Source organism: Bradyrhizobium sp. 159, assembly GCF_023073795.1.
GTDB lineage: Bacteria > Pseudomonadota > Alphaproteobacteria > Rhizobiales > Xanthobacteraceae > Bradyrhizobium.
In genome coordinates this window covers 50107-68847 of record NZ_JADPKE010000058.1, presented here as the reverse complement: position 1 = coordinate 68847, position 18741 = coordinate 50107, and the positions used below count along the sequence as shown (strand labels likewise).

The 18741-nt window shown below is 63.5% G+C and carries 21 protein-coding genes and 3 tRNA genes; 12 read left to right on the top strand and 12 right to left on the bottom strand.

All coding sequences use genetic code 11. The annotated features are described in order from the left end of the window. Window positions 1-24 precede the first annotated feature (24 nt). From IVA96_RS16000 to dctA, 5 genes are all read right to left on the bottom strand, one after another. Window positions 25-1362, bottom strand: a complete 1338-nt coding sequence (locus IVA96_RS16000) for a sorbosone dehydrogenase family protein (RefSeq protein ID WP_247280946.1) — start codon at window positions 1360-1362, stop codon at window positions 25-27. After that, window positions 1359-1811 (bottom strand): DUF2231 domain-containing protein, encoded by a 453-nt coding sequence (locus tag IVA96_RS15995; protein WP_247280945.1) that lies wholly within the window; start codon window positions 1809-1811, stop codon window positions 1359-1361. Before IVA96_RS15995 ends, IVA96_RS16000 begins: the two co-directional genes overlap by 4 nt. A gap of 188 nt (window positions 1812-1999) precedes the next feature. Then, entirely contained in the window at window positions 2000-2839 is an 840-nt protein-coding gene (locus tag IVA96_RS15990; protein WP_247280960.1) for a bifunctional allantoicase/(S)-ureidoglycine aminohydrolase, read from the bottom strand. A 28-nt stretch (window positions 2840-2867) separates the two neighbouring features. Continuing rightward, the gene (locus IVA96_RS15985; protein ID WP_247280944.1) at window positions 2868-3368 is read right to left on the bottom strand and encodes an ureidoglycolate lyase; all 501 of its coding nucleotides are present in this window, start codon (window positions 3366-3368) and stop codon (window positions 2868-2870) included. 21 nt (window positions 3369-3389) lie between these two features. Then, window positions 3390-4724 (bottom strand): C4-dicarboxylate transporter DctA, encoded by a 1335-nt coding sequence (dctA, locus tag IVA96_RS15980; protein ID WP_247418188.1) that lies wholly within the window; start codon window positions 4722-4724, stop codon window positions 3390-3392. A 205-nt stretch (window positions 4725-4929) separates the two neighbouring features. Here dctA and IVA96_RS15975 point away from each other — a divergent pair, with 205 nt between their 5' ends. Further along, the gene (locus IVA96_RS15975; RefSeq protein ID WP_247280942.1) at window positions 4930-5820 is read left to right on the top strand and encodes a LysR substrate-binding domain-containing protein; all 891 of its coding nucleotides are present in this window, start codon (window positions 4930-4932) and stop codon (window positions 5818-5820) included. A 159-nt stretch (window positions 5821-5979) separates the two neighbouring features. On the opposite strand, the gene IVA96_RS15970 is transcribed toward IVA96_RS15975, so the two are convergent. From IVA96_RS15970 to IVA96_RS15960, 3 genes are all read right to left on the bottom strand, one after another. Beyond that, window positions 5980-6053: transfer RNA gene (locus tag IVA96_RS15970), tRNA-Gly, on the bottom strand. A 363-nt stretch (window positions 6054-6416) separates the two neighbouring features. Beyond that, window positions 6417-6620, bottom strand: a complete 204-nt coding sequence (locus IVA96_RS15965) for a hypothetical protein (RefSeq protein ID WP_247280941.1) — start codon at window positions 6618-6620, stop codon at window positions 6417-6419. 27 nt (window positions 6621-6647) lie between these two features. After that, window positions 6648-6833, bottom strand: a complete 186-nt coding sequence (locus tag IVA96_RS15960) for a hypothetical protein (protein ID WP_247280940.1) — start codon at window positions 6831-6833, stop codon at window positions 6648-6650. Between the two features lie 205 nt (window positions 6834-7038). On the opposite strand from IVA96_RS15960, the gene IVA96_RS15955 reads away from it, so the two are divergent. Continuing rightward, window positions 7039-7419, top strand: coding sequence for a YciI family protein (locus IVA96_RS15955; RefSeq protein WP_247280939.1), 381 nt, complete (start codon window positions 7039-7041; stop codon window positions 7417-7419). Window positions 7420-7428: 9 nt separating this feature from the next. Here IVA96_RS15955 and IVA96_RS15950 read toward each other — a convergent pair whose 3' ends face one another. Then, window positions 7429-8019 carry a TMEM175 family protein gene (locus tag IVA96_RS15950; protein WP_247280938.1) on the bottom strand — a complete coding sequence of 197 codons (591 nt, stop codon included), beginning with the start codon at window positions 8017-8019 and terminating at the stop codon, window positions 7429-7431. A 126-nt stretch (window positions 8020-8145) separates the two neighbouring features. On the opposite strand from IVA96_RS15950, the gene IVA96_RS15945 reads away from it, so the two are divergent. Together IVA96_RS15945 and IVA96_RS15940 are read left to right on the top strand one after the other, a co-directional pair. Then, window positions 8146-10203, top strand: a complete 2058-nt coding sequence (locus IVA96_RS15945; RefSeq protein ID WP_247418187.1) for an ATP-dependent helicase — start codon at window positions 8146-8148, stop codon at window positions 10201-10203. Between the two features lie 106 nt (window positions 10204-10309). After that, the gene (locus tag IVA96_RS15940) at window positions 10310-11341 is read left to right on the top strand and encodes an LLM class flavin-dependent oxidoreductase (RefSeq protein ID WP_247280936.1); all 1032 of its coding nucleotides are present in this window, start codon (window positions 10310-10312) and stop codon (window positions 11339-11341) included. Between the two features lie 14 nt (window positions 11342-11355). Here the strand turns inward: IVA96_RS15940 and rlmB are convergent, their stop codons facing one another. Then, the gene (gene rlmB / locus IVA96_RS15935) at window positions 11356-12198 is read right to left on the bottom strand and encodes a 23S rRNA (guanosine(2251)-2'-O)-methyltransferase RlmB (RefSeq protein ID WP_247280935.1); all 843 of its coding nucleotides are present in this window, start codon (window positions 12196-12198) and stop codon (window positions 11356-11358) included. A gap of 207 nt (window positions 12199-12405) precedes the next feature. On the opposite strand from rlmB, the gene IVA96_RS15930 reads away from it, so the two are divergent. Then, window positions 12406-12491 (top strand) — tRNA-Tyr (locus IVA96_RS15930). A gap of 189 nt (window positions 12492-12680) precedes the next feature. Here IVA96_RS15930 and IVA96_RS15925 read toward each other — a convergent pair. Both IVA96_RS15925 and IVA96_RS15920 read right to left on the bottom strand, forming a co-directional pair. Further along, window positions 12681-13184, bottom strand: coding sequence for a hypothetical protein (locus IVA96_RS15925; protein WP_247280934.1), 504 nt, complete (start codon window positions 13182-13184; stop codon window positions 12681-12683). A 43-nt stretch (window positions 13185-13227) separates the two neighbouring features. Beyond that, on the bottom strand, window positions 13228-13713 hold the full coding sequence (locus tag IVA96_RS15920; RefSeq protein WP_247280933.1) for a hypothetical protein: 486 nt from the start codon (window positions 13711-13713) through the stop codon (window positions 13228-13230). Window positions 13714-13995: 282 nt separating this feature from the next. Between IVA96_RS15920 and IVA96_RS15915 the strand changes: the two genes are divergently transcribed. The 7 genes from IVA96_RS15915 (at window position 13996) to IVA96_RS15885 (ending at window position 18660) form a co-directional block, all read left to right on the top strand. Further along, window positions 13996-14460: a hypothetical protein gene (locus tag IVA96_RS15915; RefSeq protein WP_247280932.1), complete on the top strand. Its 465-nt coding sequence runs from the start codon at window positions 13996-13998 to the stop codon at window positions 14458-14460. 165 nt (window positions 14461-14625) lie between these two features. Then, window positions 14626-14700: transfer RNA gene (locus IVA96_RS15910), tRNA-Thr, on the top strand. A 182-nt stretch (window positions 14701-14882) separates the two neighbouring features. Next, window positions 14883-16208 carry an integrase arm-type DNA-binding domain-containing protein gene (locus tag IVA96_RS15905; protein WP_247280931.1) on the top strand — a complete coding sequence of 442 codons (1326 nt, stop codon included), beginning with the start codon at window positions 14883-14885 and terminating at the stop codon, window positions 16206-16208. Between the two features lie 623 nt (window positions 16209-16831). Further along, window positions 16832-17110 (top strand): hypothetical protein, encoded by a 279-nt coding sequence (locus IVA96_RS15900; protein WP_247280930.1) that lies wholly within the window; start codon window positions 16832-16834, stop codon window positions 17108-17110. Between the two features lie 124 nt (window positions 17111-17234). Further along, complete coding sequence (locus IVA96_RS15895) at window positions 17235-17555, top strand: hypothetical protein (protein ID WP_247280929.1); 321 nt, start codon at window positions 17235-17237, stop codon at window positions 17553-17555. Beyond that, entirely contained in the window at window positions 17552-17911 is a 360-nt protein-coding gene (locus IVA96_RS15890) for a DUF6074 family protein (protein WP_247280928.1), read from the top strand. Before IVA96_RS15895 ends, IVA96_RS15890 begins: the two co-directional genes overlap by 4 nt. Then, window positions 17908-18660, top strand: a complete 753-nt coding sequence (locus tag IVA96_RS15885; protein WP_247280927.1) for a hypothetical protein — start codon at window positions 17908-17910, stop codon at window positions 18658-18660. The genes IVA96_RS15890 and IVA96_RS15885 overlap by 4 nt, the downstream gene beginning before the upstream one ends. The last annotated feature ends 81 nt before the right edge of the window (window positions 18661-18741 follow it).

Below are 18741 nucleotides of genomic sequence, written 5' to 3'. Positions count from 1 at the left end.
CTGCCCGATAACGCGCGGGCGCGCCTAACGTTGCGTCAGCTGCGGATGCGCCGCCGTCACCCGCCACACGGTGTTGCCGCTGTCGTCGGCCACCAGCAGCGCGCCGGTCTTGTCGATGGCGACGCCAACGGGGCGACCGCGCGCCTGATTGTCGCTGTTAAGGAAGCCGGTGACGACGTCCTGCGCCGGCCCGCTCGGCTTGCCGTCCGCAAACGGCACGAACACGACCTTGTAGCCGTTCAGCACCTGCCGGTTCCAGCTGCCGTGCTCCCCGACGAAGGCGCCGTTGCGATAGGCGGCCGGCAGGCTGGTGCCGGCGGAGAAAGCCATCCCCAGCGGGGCGACATGCGAGCTCAGGGCATAGTCCGGCACGATCGCGTTGGCCACGAGGTCCGGCCGCTCCGGCTTGACGCGGGGATCGACGTGCTGGCCCCAATAGCTGTAAGGCCAGCCGTAGAAGCCGCCGTCCCTGACGGACGTCATGTAGTCGGGCACGAGATCGGGACCGATCTCGTCGCGCTCGTTCACCACTGTCCACAATGCGCCGGTCTGCGGCTCGAAGCTGAGGCCGTTCGGATTGCGCAGGCCGCTTGCGAAGAGGCGCCAGCGGCCGCCGGCACGATCGACCTCGAGGATAGCGGCGCGATTGTGCTCGGCCTCCATGCCGTTCTCGGTGATGTTGCTGTTGGAGCCGACGCCGGCATAGAGTTTTGAGCCGTCGGGGCTAGCGACCAGGCTCTTGGTCCAATGATGATTGATCGGCCCGCCTGGCAGCGGCGTCAGCACCGTGCCGGGTGCGGTGATCTTCGTGTCGCCCTCGGTATAGGGATATTTCACGATCGCGTCGGTGTTGGCGACATAGAGATCGTTGCCGACCAGCGCGACGCCGAACGGCGAGTTGAGATGGTCGAGGAAGACGCTTTGCGTGTCAGGCACGCCGTCGCCATTGCTGTCGCGCAGGAGCGTGATGCGGTTACCCGGTCCGGTGTCGCCGCCGCCCGAGGTCGCCCAGGACTCGATATATCCCATCACGATTTCCTTGGGACGCTTGATCGAGGCGCCCTTCGGCGCCTTGGACTCCACCACCAGCACGTCGCCATTGGGCAGCACATAGAGGGATCGCGGATGCTGCAAGCCGGTTGCGAACGCCTTGGCCTGCAAGCCCTGCGCAACGGTCGGCGTCTCGTCCTTCTTCCAGCCGACGATGCGGGCGATGTGGACCGGCGGCAGCAGATATTGCTGGATATCCGGCAGCGTCGGATTGGGGCCGATTTGCGCCTTGGGATCGCCACTGCCGTCATTGCAGCCGGCCAGACACAGCAACGAAGAGCACAGCAGCGCGCGGGTGAGCTTTGCCATCATCGTGCAACTCCGACGCCGTGGCGATACACCATGGCCCAGCCGAGCCAGCCGGTGACGGGCAGGATCAGCACGGTAATCACCGAAAGAGCGAGCCCGGTCGGCCACACCGAGGTCCAGGCATCGCGCATGTGAATCATCGTATTGAAGATCGCAAGGATCAGCGCCACAGCGTTGCCGATCAGATGCGGCCAGGCCGGCGGCTGCGTCCGCACCAGTCGGTTGCCGAGGAAATCAATGAGGCCTGCAATGGCCGCGAGCACGCCGAAGATAACGCCGAAGAGCAGAAGCCAGGCGGAAAAATTCGCCCACATGATCTCGGCGCTCGCGACATAGGCGATGTCGGTAAGCAGCGCCCCGATGAAACACGCGATCGGGATCGGCACCAGCATCGGATGAATCGGATGGCCCGCGATCTGCGCCGTGGAGCGCACACGCATGTCGTCTTGCACGGTCGGCCTCGTGTGACTTTCGCCCCGCCCGACCGGGAAACTCATGCTTGCGGCGATGGTTCCTGAGCGGATTGATCGCCCAGGCGCGCCCACATATTCGGCATCGCGCCGAGTGGGAAGTCTGCGGCCCGGCCCGGATCGTCGGTTCTAGCCAAAGCCGGCTTGCCCGAAACCGACGTTACTCAAGGTCAAAACAGCGGAGCTCCCTGCCGCAGATTCATGTGCCGGTTGACGTCCTTGTAAAGCAGATAGCGAAACCGACCGGGGCCTCCTGCGTAGCACGCCTGCGGGCAGAAGGCGCGCAGCCACATGTAGTCTCCGGCCGCGACCTCGACCCAGTCCCGATTGAGACGGTACACGGCCTTGCCCTCGAGGACATATAATCCGTGCTCCATGACGTGCGTCTCTGCAAAGGGGATCGTCGCACCCGGCTCGAACGTGACGATATTGATGTGCATGTCATGCCGCATGTCGGCCGGATCGATGAAGCGCGTGGTTGCCCACCTTCCCTCAGTGCCCGGCATCGGTACCGGTTCAACCGAGTCTGCATGGGTCACAATCGCCTCGGGCTCGGCCAATCCGGGCACGCGCTGATACAGCTTGCGGATCCAGTGAAGCTGCGCCGGGCTCTGGCCCCGGTTGCGAATGCTCCAGGCGCAACCGGGTGGCAGATAGGCGAAGCCGCCCGGCCTGAGCTCATGCTCCTCGTCCGCCAATTTGAGGAGCAACCTGCCGCCCACGACGAACAACGCGCCCTCGGCGTCTTTGTCCGGTTCGGGAACTTCACTTCCTCCATCCCGCGCGATCTCCATAAGATAATGGGAGAACGTCTCCGCGAAGCCGGAGAGCGGTCGCGCCAGCACCCAGACGCGCGTATCCTTCCAGTGCGGCAGGTGGCTGACCACGATGTCGCGCTGCACGCCGTTGGGGATGACCGCGTAGGCGTTGGTAAAGACCGCCCGGCCACTGAGAAGATCCGTCTGGGGCGGAAGGCCCCCTTGCGGGATGTGATAGGTTTGCGATGACATCATCGAGCCTCGTGGACGTTACGGGGGGTCAGCTTGCGGCCGTCTTGGGATCGAGTTGCATCGTCTCGTCTAGCCAATATTCTTCGAGATTGTTACCACCACCCTTTCGATCGACGACAAGGAACGAGCTTGCGTCCTTGACCACCAGAAGCGGGTGGTGCCAGCAGTTTCGGGCATAGTTCACGCCTTGGTTGCCATTGGCAGCGAACGCCCGATAGGTCGAAGGTGTGTGCGGGTCGGTGCAAACGACGACCAGCCAGTTTCCTCCGTTCAAGGGCATGAACAGCTGGCTTCCAAGTGGATGGCGCTCCATCAGGCGAATGGCGATGGGCGCGGGCCGCGCAGAGGCGACAAACCAGCTGATGTTGATTTGTCCGCCGTCCGCACCGACATCGATATTGGCGAGTTCGTTGTAGCGCGCGGCATATCCCTGGTTGATCGAGAGGGGCGTCAACCCTTCCGTTTCGACGACCTCTCCGAACGGAGCGAACGCCTGCCTCATCAATGGCTCAATCGAGAGTTTTGCCATGTCAACCACATGCCTCTGCATTCAAAGCGTCTGCAGGCCCGCGACGGGAGCGTTCGCGCCGGCCGGATCGATCTGCACGTTCTCGCTTGAAGGAACGATCTCACCATCGAGAATGCGATGCGCCTTCGCGCGATCGAGGTCCCCCTCCCACGAGGCGACGACCACCGTGGCAACGCAGTTTCCGACATAATTGCCGAGCGCGCGGGCGATGCCGATGAACCAGTCCACCGACAAGATCAGCACCAGTCCGATCGCCGGGATGGCCGGAATGGCTGCCAGCGTCGCCGCGAGGACGACAATGGCCGAGCCCGGGACGCCATGAGCTCCCTTGGACGTGAGCAACGCGACGCCGAGGATCGCCAGGAGATCGCCCGTGGCGAGTGGTGTGTTCGTCGCCTGTGCAATGAAGACCGCCGCCAGGGTCAAGTAGATCGAGAAGGCATCCAGATTGAATGAGTACCCTGTCGGGATGACCAAACCGACCGTCGACCGCTTGATCCCGAGCTGTTCGAGCTTGCGCATGGTCTGCGGAAGCACGCTGTCGCCTGCGGCCGTGCCGAGAACGATCATCAGCTCTTCACGCAGATAGACCAGCAACTTGAACAGGCTGAAGCCCGAGAGCCGCATGATCGCTCCGAGCACGACGACCACGAAGAAGAACACCACCAGATAGAACAGGGCAACAAGCCCCCCGAGCTGCTTCAGTGAACCGATGCCATACTTGCCGACAGTGAAGGCGATCGCACCGAAGACGCCGAGCGGGGCGAGCCGGACGACGAAGTTCATCATCTTGAAGATGATCTCGTTCACCCGCTCGACGAAATCGACGACTGGCCTCGCGCGCTCGCCGCACAACGACATGGCACAACCAAACATGATCGAGACGATCAGGACCTGCAGAACATCGCCGGAGCTGAAGGCTCCGACGATGGTCGACGGGATGAGCTTCATCAGGAATTCGGAGACGCCTCCGCCGGCGACCTGAGCGGCGGTCTGGCTGAACCCGCTAAGCGCCTTGGCGTCCAGCGTCCTTGGATCGATGTTCATTCCGGCGCCGGGCTGAAAATAGTAAGCAAGCGCGATGCCGAACACCAAGGCGATGGTGGTGACGATCTCGAAATAGAGAAGCGAGCGGATGCCCACCCTTCCAACCTTTGAAAGGTCGCCGGCCGCCGATATTCCCTGCACCACCACGCAAAACACGATGACGGGCACCAGCATCTTGATGAGTTTGATAAAGCCGTCGCCCAGCGGCTTCATCTGCAATGCAGTGTCCGGATAGGCCATGCCGAGAGCGATGCCGGCCGCGAGTGCAACGACCACTTGGAAGAAGAGTGACTTGAAAATCTTGGGCATGGCTTTCCTCGCTCCCTGGGCTTCCATTTGTCTGGCTTGGTCGGCCTTTAGCCTTCGCCACTCTTAGCGTTGGCGGCGACGTGAAGTCGCCGCGGATGGAGCCGTTCGGTCGCGGCAGCACGCGCGAGGTCTCCATCGGTCATTCGTTGACCAGCCTCGCTGCCGAGTCCAATATATAGAACGACACGATTGATAGGGTTTCACTATGGATCTGCGCCAGCTCCGGTACTTCATCGCGGTGGCCGAGGAGCGCAGCTTCACCCTTGCCGCCCGACGGCTGAACCTCTCGCAGCCGCCGCTCAGCCAACATATCCAGGCGCTCGAGGCCGAACTCGGCACCCAGCTCCTCTACAGGACCAGCCGCAGGGTCGAGTTGACGCAGGCCGGCGAAGCCATGCTGGTGCGGGGGCGCGCGATCCTGCAGCAGGTCAAAGCCACGGAAGATGAGGTTCGGTCGATCGGCGCCGGCTTGGTCGGAACGCTGGATGTCGGGGCGACCGGCTCCATCCTGCGCGGTCGTCTCGCCGAGCTGCTCGCGGCCTATCGGAAGGTTGCGCCATTGGTCAAGATGACGGTACATGAGCAGGCGCCGGCGCTGCAGATCGCCGCGCTCCTCAGCCGTGCCACCAACATCTGTCTCATTCGCGGCATTCCCGCCGAGCGCGACCTGACCAGCAAGCTGGCGTGGCGCGAAGAGGTCGTCCTGGCCGTGCCCCGCAGCCATCGGCTGGCGCAACGCAGGCGCATCGCCCTCGGCGATCTCGCCTCCGAGGATCACGTCGTCCTGGATCCGGACAGCTCGGATTTCGCCCGCTACGTGCGGAAGTGCTGTGTCGACGCCGGCTTTCTCCCAAAGGTTTCCCAGCAAGTCGTCGATGCCCAGTCGATCCCAAGTCTGATTGCCGCAGGTTTTGGTGTCGCACTCGTGCCGCAGTCGATTGAGCGGTTCACAACCACCGACATCGTATTCCGCCCGATCAGGCCCTCGCCGCCCACGGCCGATGTGTTTCTGGTGTTCAGGGAGGACGAGACGTCGATGGTGGTGCACAATTTCATCAGGCTCGCTCTTCGCTATCTCAACCAGCGAAGAGCCTGAGCCAGGCCCACGTCATCGGCCATGCCAGCAGGGACCGCCACCGCTCAGACCATTGCGATGGCCACGTGTGGCCGTCGTGCCGAAAGCACGGGACAAGCGCCGATCGTCGTCGATGAAGCGCGACGTGTCGGAATGAAACGTCCAAGCTGTTGAGAACATTGGAGCGGGTGAAGGGAATCGAACCCTCGTATTCAGCTTGGAAGGCTGCTGCTCTACCATTGAGCTACACCCGCGTCAGGGGCTCCCTAACACGGTCGGACGGCGGTCTCAACTGCCGCGACGGCGACTTTTCGCACAGCTTGCTTGCCTTACGAACCAGCTTGGGTTCCGGCCGATCCGCTCGCCCTTAACAGCGGCGGCCTTACAACCTATATTGAAATCTCCCGAAACCAACGAAAGGAGGTGATCCAGTGTCTTATCTCAAGCGCTGTCACCTCGCTGGGATCGCCCGCTAGGCTCTAGACAAAAGGCTTGGCATCAGGGCGCTCTCAGCCCTGGACCAGCGAGCAAGAAATCGGGCGCGACGGGGCACTCCCCGCCGCGCCTTTTCCTTTTCAGATTTGCCCTGATCGGGAGGGTCGGGACCGCTCGCCGGCTCAGCTCGTGCGAAGCCGTTCGCGCAGCGCAACGGCGGCGATCAGCATGCGGACGCACCATGCCATGACCGCGCGGTGAGGTTCCGCGCCGAGGAGCACCGTGCAGATGCTCGTGAGCAAGCATGGGGCAATCGCCTTGCCGATCCTGCTTGCCAGCGAGAGCAGGAACGGCATCGCCGCAATTGATATTTGCAGGACGTCCATGGTCGACCACCGCCCTGGGCAACGGCTTCAAAAACCGCAGATGTTGAGCGCACGCGGGCGTTTGCCGCGCCGGCTCTCCACGATCCGCTCGCCGCCATTTTCGGCCGAGCTGCCGTAATAGCGGTGATGGCCGGCCTGGTCGTGCAGATCGGCCGGTTCGGATTGTCCCGCCCGACGCGCGTCGCAGATGATCTTGATGGTGTGACCCGCCATTGCCGCCTCCAGCAAAAACCTTGTTGTTGTGGTCATCAGTCGCGACCGCTTTCGGCGGCGTTCACGCGGCACGGCCGTAATCGGGTTTCAGGACGGTTTCGTCGCTTGCCGGCCACGCAATATTCTGCTTCGGGATTGTCGGCACGGACTGCGGTGCTACGTCCTCGGGACTTTCGTAAGTAACTTGCGCAGAAGAGAGGTGACGATGCTGTACGCCATCCTGGCCTATCACGTGGAAGACGAGGTCTTGTCCTGGACGCCGGAGCAGGACGCCGCCGTCGTCGCCAAAGTCATCGAGGTTCAGGCGCCGCTACGAGCCAGCGGACAGTTTGGGCCGGCCGCCCGTCTGGATGAGACCCGAAAGGCCCGCACCTTGCGGGGCCCCGGCGCGGGCATGGTGCTGGACGGTCCGTTTGCCGAGACCAAGGAGCAGCTGCTGGGCTTCCACCTCATGGAATGCGCCAGCGAGGATGAGGCGATCGCGGCGGCGCGGAAGCTGCGTGCGGTCAATCCGACGGCGGTCTACGAAATCCGTCCGGTCAAGCTTTACGTGCCGGCCGACGGGTTCGGCGCGACATCCGGATGAGCCGCCGCCTTACGTATCCGGCTCCGTTCGCGCGATGCTGAAGCGCTGCATCACGACGGCGCCGAAGGCGATGAACCAGATAAAGGGCGCGACACGCGGCGCGAACGCCGCAACGATCGTGCCCGGGATGAACACCAGGAACGGAAACAGCGAGATCATGATCTCGTGACGCCATGCGCCCAGGATGGTCCACCACAGCCAGGCATTAAGGCCGGCGATCGCGGTCAGATGCAGGCCGTAGAGCACCGCCACCGCGTTGCTCATGCCGTAATTGGTGTAGAGGCCATTGGTCACAGGCAGCAGCACGATCGAGAGCAGGAAGAACAGATTGAGGATCACCGCGCCACGGCTGCCGACCGGCTGGCGCGCCAGGCGCCGGTGATGGCTGATCCAGAACACGCCAGCGATGATGAAGCTGAGCGCGAAGCCGGCGAGCTTGCCGGAATAGACATGGGCGAGATCGCTCCAGCCGGGGGCGCTGGTGAACACCGCGGCCTTGGGCAAGTCGTAGGCGAGCAGCGTCATGGCAACGCCAAAAATGGTGTTGCTGAGCGATTCCAGCCGCCGCATCTCGAACTGGTCGGGCTTGAGCTCGGTCATACCGGAGGGTTTCTCGGGCTGGAACTTGGGGCCGTCTTTCCCCCTAAATCCTAAACCCGGTTTCGTCCAGCTGCATTGCGATTCGCGCCGGGATCGCCGAGTCTCAGCCTTTCACCGGGGCGATTCGTGGCGACATATCTGGACACGCTCAATGCGGAGCAGCGCCGCGCCGTCGAGCATGGCGTGGCGGAAGGTGCGACCGTGGGCGCCCCCCTGCTCGTCATTGCCGGCGCCGGCTCCGGCAAGACCAACACGCTCGCCCACCGCGTCGCGCATCTGATCGTCGCCGGCGCCGATCCGCGCCGCATCCTGTTGATGACATTCTCCCGCCGCGCCGCGGCCGAGATGGCCGGCCGGGTCGAACGCATCGCCCGAAAAGTGCTGGGCGAGAACAACGCCGCGATCATGCGCGATGCACTCACCTGGGCCGGCACCTTCCACGGCATCGGCGCGCGCCTCTTGCGCGAATATGCCGAACGCATCGGCCTCGACCCCGCCTTCACCATCCACGACCGCGAGGACTCCGCGGACCTGATGAACCTGGTCCGGCACGAGCGCGGGCTGTCGAAAACGGAGAGCCGTTTTCCGGCCAAGGGCACGTGCCTTTCGATCTACTCGCGCTGCATCAATGCCGAGATGGAGATCGAGAAGGTTTTGGGGGTGCACTATCCCTGGTGCGCGGGCTGGGCGGCCGAGCTGAAAGGCCTGTTCGCGGCCTATGTCGAGGCCAAGCAAGCCCAGCATGTGCTCGATTACGACGATCTCCTGCTCTACTGGTCGCAGATCATGAGCGATGCGCTGATCGCGGAAGAGATCGGTGGCCGCTTCGATCACGTGCTGGTCGACGAATACCAGGACACCAACCGCCTGCAATCTTCGATCCTGCTGGCGTTGAAGCCCGACGGACGCGGGCTCACAGTGGTCGGCGACGATGCCCAGTCGATCTATTCGTTCCGCGCCGCCACAGTGCGCAACATCCTGGATTTTCCGCAGAGCTTTTCGCCGCGTGCGGAAATGATCACGCTCGACCGCAACTACCGCTCGACGCAAGCAGTGCTGGCGGCGGCCAACGGCGTCATCGGCCTCGCGCGCGAGCGCTTCACCAAGAATCTGTGGACCGACCGCGCCTCGTCGCACAAGCCGCAGCTCGTCACCGTGCATGACGAGGCCGACCAGGCCCGCTACATCGTCGAACAGGTGCTGGCCAATCGCGAGCAAGGCGCGCTGCTCAAGCACCAGGCGGTACTGTTCCGGACCTCCTCGCATTCGGGCCCGCTTGAGATCGAGCTGACCCGCCGCAACATCCCCTTCGTCAAGTTCGGCGGACTGAAATTCCTCGATGCAGCCCACGTCAAGGACGTGCTGGCGCTGCTGCGTTTCGCCGAGAATCCGCGCGACCGGGTCGCGGGTTTCCGCATCCTGCATCTGTTGCCGGGCATCGGACCCGCGACCGCGCAGCGCGTGCTGGACCAGATGGCCGAGAGCACCGATCCGCTCGCCGCGCTGGGCCAGCTCCCGGCGCCTGCTCGTGCCGGTGCTGATTGGACCGACTTCGTCCGCACGGCCCAGAATTTGCGCTATTCGGAATGGCCGACCGATCTCGAACGCGTGCGACTCTGGTACGAGCCGCATCTTGAGCGCATCCACGAGGATGCCGAGACGCGGCGCGCCGATTTGATGCAGCTCGAGCAGATTGCGAGCGGCTACGCCTCGCGCGAGAAATTTTTGACCGAGCTCACGCTCGATCCGCCCAATGCAACCAGCGACAAATCCGGTCCGCCGTTGCGCGACGAGGATTACCTGATCCTCTCCACCATCCATTCCGCCAAGGGCCAGGAGTGGAAGTCGGTGTTCGTGCTCAACGTCGTCGACGGCTGCATGCCCTCCGATCTCGGCGCCGGCACCACCGCCGAGCTCGAGGAGGAGCGCCGCCTGCTCTATGTCGCAATGACGCGCGCCAAGGACGATCTCCACCTCGTCGTGCCACAGCGCTTCTTCATCCACGGCCAGGCCGCCAAGGGCGACCGCCACGTCTACGCCTCGCGCACCCGCTTCATCCCGGAGCAGTTGGTCTATCTGTTCGAGCGCACCGCCTGGCCGAAGGCCGCGGCGGGTGCGGCGCGCACGGCGGCGCTGGGTCCGAAGATCGACATCGGGGCGAAGATGCGCGGGATGTGGCGGTAGGTTTGGGCCGGATTGAACAAACGGAAACTGAGCATTTCCGAAAGCCGCCTTGTGGCGGTGCGGCTGTTCATTAAGTGTCGTCCATCTTCCCGCAGAGACTTCATCCATGACCGCACCGCTCGAATTCGGACTGGATACCTTTGGCGACGTCACCAAGGACGCCTCCGGCGCGATGCTTTCGCATGCGCAGGTGATCCGCAACGTCGTCGACGAAGCCGTGCTGGCCGATGAGCTCGGTCTCGACTTCATCGGCCTCGGCGAACATCACCGCGCCGACTTCGCGATCTCCTCGCCCGAGACCGTGCTCGCAGCCATCGCGGCGCGCACCAGGCGCATCCATCTCGGCTCGGCCGTGACGGTGCTGAGCTCGGACGATCCGATCCGCGTGTTCCAGCGCTTCGCCACGTTGGATGCGCTCTCGAACGGGCGCGCCGAGGTGATCCTCGGCCGCGGCTCGTTCACCGAATCCTTTCCACTGTTCGGCTTCGACCTGCGCAAATACGAAGAGCTGTTCGAGGAAAAGCTCGACCTGTTCACGGCCCTGCTGTCGCAAACGCCGGTGACCTGGGAAGGCAAGCTGCGTCCGCCGCTGCGCGATCAATCGGTCTATCCGCCAATCGAGAACGGCACGCTGAAAACCTGGATCGGCGTCGGCGGCAGTCCGCAATCGGTGGTGCGTGCCGCGCATTACGGCCTGCCCTTGATGCTCGCGATAATCGGCGGCGATCCTGCGCGCTTTGCGCCCTACGTCGATCTCTATCACCGCGCGTTCAAGGAGTTCGGTCGCCCGGCGCAGCCGATCGGCGTGCATTCGCCCGGCTATGTCGCCGAGACTGACGCACAGGCGCGCGAGGAGCTATGGCCAGACTACAAGGCTATGCGTGACCGCATCGGCAAGGAACGCGGCTGGCCGCCGATGGGCCGCGACGAGTTCGTGAACGAGGCCGAGCACGGCTCGCTCTATGTCGGCGCGCCGGAAACGGTCGCACGCAAGATCGCCAAGACGGCAAAGGCGCTCGGCATCTCGCGCTTCCAGTTGAAATATTCGGCAGGTCCATTGGCGCACGAGAAGCTGATGCGCAGCATCGAGCTTTATGGGCGCAAGGTGGTGCCGATGGTGCGGGAGTTGATCGGGTAAAGTCTACCTTCGGTCTACGACGTCGCGCCCTGCTTCATCAGCCCGAGCCTGCTTGCGCCGACATAGAGCGAGAGCACGGCGGCGTTCGAGACGTTGAGACTCTTGATCTCGCCGGGCATGTCGAGGCGCGCCACAACGCTGCAGGTCTCGCGGGTCAACTGCCTGAGGCCCTTGCCTTCGGCGCCGAGCACCAGCGCCAGCGGCTCACGCAGTGCGACGTCGCCGAGATCCTCAGTGCCTTCGCTGTCGAGCCCGACGGTCTGAAAGCCGCGCTCGTTCAGCGCGGTGAGCGCGCGGGCGAGGTTTTGCACGGTGATGAGCGGCACGAGCTCGAGCGCACCGGAGGCTGCCTTCGCGAGCACGCCGGTTGCTTCCGGACTGTGACGCGCGGTGGTGACGATCGCCTTCACCGCAAAGGCCGCGGCGGAGCGCAAGATCGCGCCGACATTGTGTGGATCGGTGATCTGGTCGAGCACCAGCACCATGCCTTCCTGCTTCAATGTCTCGATGTCGGGCGAAGGCAGAGGATCGGCTTCCGCGAGCAGACCCTGATGCACGGCGTCTGGCGACAGCAGACGGTCGATCTCCTGGGGCCGGACGATCTCGGGCGCGACAGGAGTCGCGATGTTTTCGTCCGCAAGCCGCCTTGCGGCGTTCTCGGTCAGCGTCAGCTTGCGGATCCGCCGCCGAGGGTTGGCGAGCGCCATCGTGACGGTGTGCCAGCCATACAGGATGACGGGCCCGTCGGGGTGCGAATCGCGGTCGCGCCAAGCCGGCCGGCCGGCGGACTTCCCGGGCCTGTTGAAGGGCTTAGCCCCGCCGCGAGCCCCCTTGGGGCCGAATTTTCGATCCTTCATGGGCTCGCTTGTGTCACGGGCGCCGGAATATGGCAATTTGGCTGCCTTTGGGCGCGGTTTTAGCTGTTCGCCTCGGTTGACTTTGCCCCACCGCATCGCTCATAAACGCGCCCGGTCGCGCCCCGATCCGGGTTGTCGCGGCCTTCACGTTCCATGGCCGTCTTCGGTCCGCCGGCAAGGTCCGGCCCGATTGTGCTGCCGTCGAGCGGGGGAGTGTCCCGAGTGGCAAAGGGAGCTGACTGTAAATCAGCCGCCTCATGGCTTCGCAGGTTCGAGTCCTGCCTCCCCCACCAGCCTTCGCTCGCTTCGCGAGCTTCGGCTTGGCAAGCCAGGGCAGAACGTCACGGCGCAGCCGAGCCCGGACAAGACGACTTTCTCCTAGCTGCATTCCTGTTGACCGCCACTGCGGTACGCTCACATCAAAAAGCAAAACGCCCGTCCGCATCACGCGAACGGGCGTCTCGTTGGCAGCTAATCAGAGATCAGTTGTAACGGCGCAGCACGCGGTGGCCGCCGTAATAGTACGGCGCGGGCGCGCGGCGGGCGTAGCCATAGCGCGGACCGTAGCCGTAGTGCACGCGCGGCAGATAGCCCTGGCGCGGGCCGTAGCCGTAGCGATACGGCCGATAGTACGGCCGACGATAGGGATAGGCATCCGGAGCTGCGACCGCCGCGGCGCGATAGCCATAACCGTAGCCATAATTGGCGGGGGCAACGACCGCGTCTTCACGGTAGGTCGGATACGGCGCGAACGCGCCCGGGCCGGTGTAGGTCGGCCCCTGGTTGACGTAGTAATATTGCGTGGTCGGCTCGACGAGGCGCTCATAGGCGCCATAGCCGTATCCATAGCCGCCGCAACCTGTGTTGCAGCCGGAATAGACCGGCGCGACCGGCTGGCACGGATTGAAGCCGCAGGCCGCGGCTGGCGCGGTCCCCACGAACATCGCGGCAGCCGCCGCGACCAGTCCCGAAATCATCTGACGCATTACTCTCTCCTGTTAATCTTCGTTTGTTGGATTTTGACGTTTCTTAACCGGGCGGCTTGCCGGCCCCCTCGGCATGCGGCCGCGGCCGACGATGCTGCGGATTCACATTGATCTCCGGCGCGAGGATCACCGGCGGGGGATCGATGGGCACGTCCATCTGCGGCGGCAGCGGCGCCGATTGCGCGCCCCAGCTCTGATGGTAGCTCTCGGCCGGCTTCGGCAATCTGCGGTTCGCGGGCGGCTCGACCTCGAGCCGGCCGTAGCCGGGCCGCAGGCCCAACGTCGGATAATAATGGCCAACGTCGTCGGGCTGCCGCTCGGCGATATAGCGCCCGCCATAGATCGTGGGCTGCACCTGCTGGTTCTTGCCGAGGCCCCAGACGCCCTCGACAACGCTATAGGATGCGTCGATGTTGTTGATGATGATCGGCACGCCCGGACGGCCGGGAACGACAATATCGAAGCCGCCGCCGGCCAGCGCCGTCGCGGGCAGTCCGATCAGAAAAGCGGCGAGCGCCACAGCGCGCATGAGAGGACCCCATTTATCCGGCGACAACCTATCCGATCGCAACGCCGAGAGGGTTAAGGCCCGCTCACCAATTTCCGGTAAGCCTAATGTGCAAGGATTGCGCGCCGCTCAAATGCTGCAAAGCGGACTAGTGAAGCGTTAACGGCGCCGAGCTACCGACGGGAACCACGCCGAATGCTCACATCTGTTTGACCATCCAGCTACGAAATCGAACGGTTTCACCGGAACGTCCGGCGTGCTCGATATTTAGCCCCCGTTCAATCACAACGGGAGCCAACAATCATGAATATCAAACTCCTCGGCGCCGTCGCGATCGCAACCACCACTCTCGCGGGCTCCGCGATGGCACAGGCGGTGATCAATAATCCTGCCCGCTGCTCGGCCCAGTTCCCCAATGCAAACTGCCAGAATCTCGGACAGGGAAACCCGTACACCGACCGGGGCTATCGCCATCGTCGCATGTCCTATCGGCAGACCAACAGCGGCGACTGGAATAACGACTGGAGCAGGAGCCGCACCGGATTCTGGCCGACCGATGTCGCGGCGGGCGTAGCCGGTGCCGCGATCGGTACCGCGGGCGCGATCGCAACCGCTCCGTTCCGCGCCTGGGACAATTCCTACGCCTACGACAATTCGTGGGACAATCGCCGCTGGGACACCCGCACCTATGCCCAGCGTAACGGCTTCGTCTGCACGCCCGGCACCTGGTTCAAGGGCGAAGATGGCCGCCGGCACATGTGCCAGTAAACGGGACTCATATCGAACGACACAACAGGCGGCCCGCTGGGCCGCCTGATTCATGTCTTGCGACGATGATCGCGGTTCTGGCTCTTTCCGGCCAAGTCTGATATTGCGCCGCGCACGGGTGGACGGCCCCGGCATCTGCCGGCCCCTGCCACTTCCTCAAGTGTCGCCGGCTTAGCTCAGCGGTAGAGCAGCGGTTTTGTAAACCGAAGGTCGGGGGTTCAATCCCCTCAGCCGGCACCATTTGACTATCCCCCAGCCTTCGCTAGTGTTCGTTTCGGCGACAGAAATCGCTGAATTCCAGGTGTTTTTCCTTCGTCGGCGTTCGCGTCCCTCCGCAAGCTACCGCCATTTCTGTTGGTAGGAGTGTTGGTATCTCCGGGATCGGGTGTTGGTAGGGGAGAGACACAGCAGGGGGACGATCAATGCCACTGACCGATGTAGCCGTCCGCGGCGCGAAGAAGAGGGACAAAGCCTACAAACTGTCCGACGCCGGCGGCCTTTACTTGCTTGTCGAAGCCAACGGATCGAAATTGTGGAGGCATGCGTTTCGGTTCGCCGGCAAGCAAAAACTACTCTCGCTTGGGAAATATCCCCTCGTCAGCCTCGCGGCCGCGCGCGACGCGCGCGACGCGAACAAGCGGTTGCTGGCGGCTGGGATCGATCCGTCTGAAAAGCGGAAGGCCGACGAGAGAGCGGCTTTAGCGGCCCCCCTGACGACGTTCAATGCGCTGGCCGATGCGTGGCTGGCCAACCAGCGCGAGACGGACAAGAGCGCGACCACGCTGGACAAGTTGACGTGGATAATCGACCTCGTCCGACCGCAGATCGGCCAGCTTCAGATCGGCGCCATCACGTCCGCAAACGTGCTGGAGGCGCTCCGTAAAGTGGAAGCGACCGGCCGACATGGAAAGAACCGGTACGAGACGACGAAGCGATGCCGGGCGACGCTTAGCCGTGTGTTCTCGTATGCGGTCGCGGAGGGCCTGCGCGAATTCGACCCGGCGGCGGCTTTTGTAAAGTCCGGCCACTTGATACCACCGCAAACGAGAAGCTACGCCGCCATCGTCGAGCCGAAAGCTTTCGGCGCCCTCCTCCGCTCAATCGATGGTTACGACGGCACCAAAGAGACGCGGCTTGCCTTGCAACTCCTCGCCCTGACTGCACTGCGGCCGGGTGAACTGCGGCAGCTGCGGTGGTCATGGGTGACTGACGATATCGCCAATCCCGCCATCACGCTGCCACCCAACGTGATGAAGATGCGCAGGGAACACAAAGTCCCGCTATCCCAACAGGCGATCGCCATCATCGCAGAACTGCGCGGGAGCACCGGCTGGTCATCGATGCACGCCGAGGTCGGCGCCGACTATGTGTTCCCTAACGCGCAGCCTCGCCGCCTGATCGGCAGGGATGGCATGCCGTCGAAGCGACCTGCATTGCGGCCGATGTCCGAAGGCGCGCTGGGTTCTGCTCTCCGCCGGCTTGGGTATTCGAGCGACACGCACGTCCCCCACGGCTTCCGATCGTCCTTCTCGACCCTAGCGAATAGCTCGCGGCTCTTTGATGCTGACGTTATCGAAGCAGCGCTGGCCCACAGCGACGGCAACCAAATTCGCAGCATCTACAACCGGGCCACTTACGACGCAGACCGAGCCCGTCTCGCTCAGTGGTGGGCGGATTATCTGGACGACCTGCGCAAGTCCGGCAATGTTGTCCCGATCGCGAAGGCGCGGCGGTCGCGGTCGGCGTGACTTCAGAAGTACCGGGCTCAGCTTCTCACCGACCATTTTCGTCGTCGACATATGGTCCGTCCACGTCGGCGACGAAGCGCGCGGGAAGTCGTCGCAAGATCAATGCCGGGAATGCCACGCGTCCAGCGTGTGAAGAAGTTCTTCGCTGAAAGAGGTAAGGCCGCAAAGGTCGACACCATGGACGTTTGCCACCGTGGCCGCCGGTGCGTCACCGTCGGCGACGCGCTGGCGTCTAGCCCAGCCCGTGCGATTACCCCGACAAGCGACCATCGTGTTTGCCTGACCCCGGCTAGACGCCCCGGGTCACTTCTCGCAAATCACGTTTGCGTCGCCTTCGCCTTCTGTCGAGCGAGGCTCAAATTCCGGTAAAGCTCCCGGAATTAGGGGGACAAATGGGGGGACAAGAGCGGGACATTATGGGGGGACAAAAATAATTTTAAGACAGGTCAGGTTTTTGCGGTCCGTCTGATTTGATCGGACATCGAACGCTTTAGCGAAAATCACAACGACAACGCCAAGCTTACTCAGGAATTTGTCCCGGGCTTGTCCCCGTTGAAATTCATGTCGAAGCTCTGCACCTTTCAGCGATCGACAGCGCGTGATTGCGGAAATGAGCGACAAAAATGAACAGCGATATGACGATCGCAGACGTCATCAAGATCTACAATTTGCCACTCAACGTTAGCCCGAAGCAGTTCTGTCAGGTCGCCGGGATCGGCATGACCCGGTTCTACGACTTGGTCAAAGACGGCACGATCCGCCTTCGCAAGAACGGCAGGTCATCGGCCGTTCCGGTCGAGGACCTATATCAGCTGCTCCGCGGCGATCCGGAAAATGTCAGTGCGGTGTACGAGGTGTCCGCCGATCGGCTTGAACGGATCAAGGCCCAACGCGGCGCCTGACCCTCTGCGCCGGCGGGGCGTGACCGCCGGCGTTTGCCCGCCCGGATGTACGGCGGCGCACCGGCGGCGCGCCGGGTTTCCCTCTTTCACCAGCGCGCCGCCCTTCCCTGACGCGAGGTTCAAGATGGGCGATCTTCTGAAATTCCCGACTGATCGAAGCCGCGCCCGACGGCGCGGCCGACGCCGTAAAGCCGCGATCGCGCAGGTCTTTGTCGTCCCTCCGGCCCGACATCGCAAGGTCGTGGCATTCGTTGTCGGGCAGATGCGCAAGCGATCGACGCTGGAAGGCGCCGAACAGGAATTGTTCGACCATCTTTGGCTTGAAGCATCGCGGCTTTCCGACCTCGGCATCGGTGACGATGAAATCGACCGTCACACTCGCGACTTCGCGCGGTCCGCTTGGCGGATCGTGCTGCAAGACCGGCCAGCGTGGGGTGTGGCATGACCGAGAAGACAACCGTGCTGCGCGCGGTGCGGGATGCGCGGCGCGAATTGGCCCCGCATCGCCAACATGGAGACCCCGCAAGGCTTCGTGTTCACATCGCCCAGCCGAAGAAGGTCGTGCTCTTGCCCGGCCGCTTCCGCGATGAAGCCTACGTGCGCCGTCACGTCGAATTCGTGCTGAGCTTGGACGCCGAGCGCGGTGAAGCCCACGTTCAAAGGAACCTGCTCGCCATCCGCCGCGTGCTGGACGAACTGGGTGTCGACCCGGCTGATGCCGATCGGGAGGTGCGAAACATCGAAGGGCGCGTTCGCGCCGAGCTATGGAAGCAGGTTCTGACGCCGGGCGGTGAACAATGAGCACCGCAGCCGCTCGCCGGCTTGCCCCGGCGAATGAGACGACCAAAGCAGCCGACAAGGAAACGGATCGCGACAATATCGCGCCGCTTCGGGTACGCGATCTGAACAAGGTCTATCGCGACAGCTACGGCCTGGTACTGCCGCCGTCCGATGACGGCCGATACGCCGCTCATGTGTGGCTGGTTCACACGGCCCGGACTGGGGCCGGCGCAGAGCAGCGCATGGACAGCTTTCTGGAATTTCGCGCCCATTGGATGTCGATCGCGGAGCGCAGCGCCGCGAAGGAAGCCGCTTTCGCGTCGACCAAGTTCTGGGGCGCAGACGAACTCGCATTCGATTTCGGGATCACATATGCCAAGCGCACCGCGTTAGGGCTCACGACGATCGGTTCGATCGACGTCGACGCCGCCGGGCGAAAGGCGATCCGGAAAGAAAAGCAGCGCGAACGCGAGCAGCGGCGCCGGCTTCGCGAACGCCTTCGCCGAAAGCCTGATGTAACCGCGGCCGCCCGCCGGGCGGACGCGATAGGCCAGATGTTGCCTCCCGGCGAATGGATCGACGTCCGGGCAATCTGCGGTGAACTGGGGCGCGGAAAGACGATCGCCTTTGGCCGCTTGACCGGCAAAACCCTCGCCGCTGCCGTCCATCGCGCGATCGAACACGGCATCAGCGAAGGCTGGCTTCAAAAGCGCGTCCTACCCGGGCCGAAGATGCCGATCGCGCAGATCGCCAAACGAAGCGCCCGCTGATGCTTATGACTTATCAAATTTCAGGCTGGACACGTTTCTTGATATCGATATCCGCACGATATCATAAAGCCGTGCGCAGCC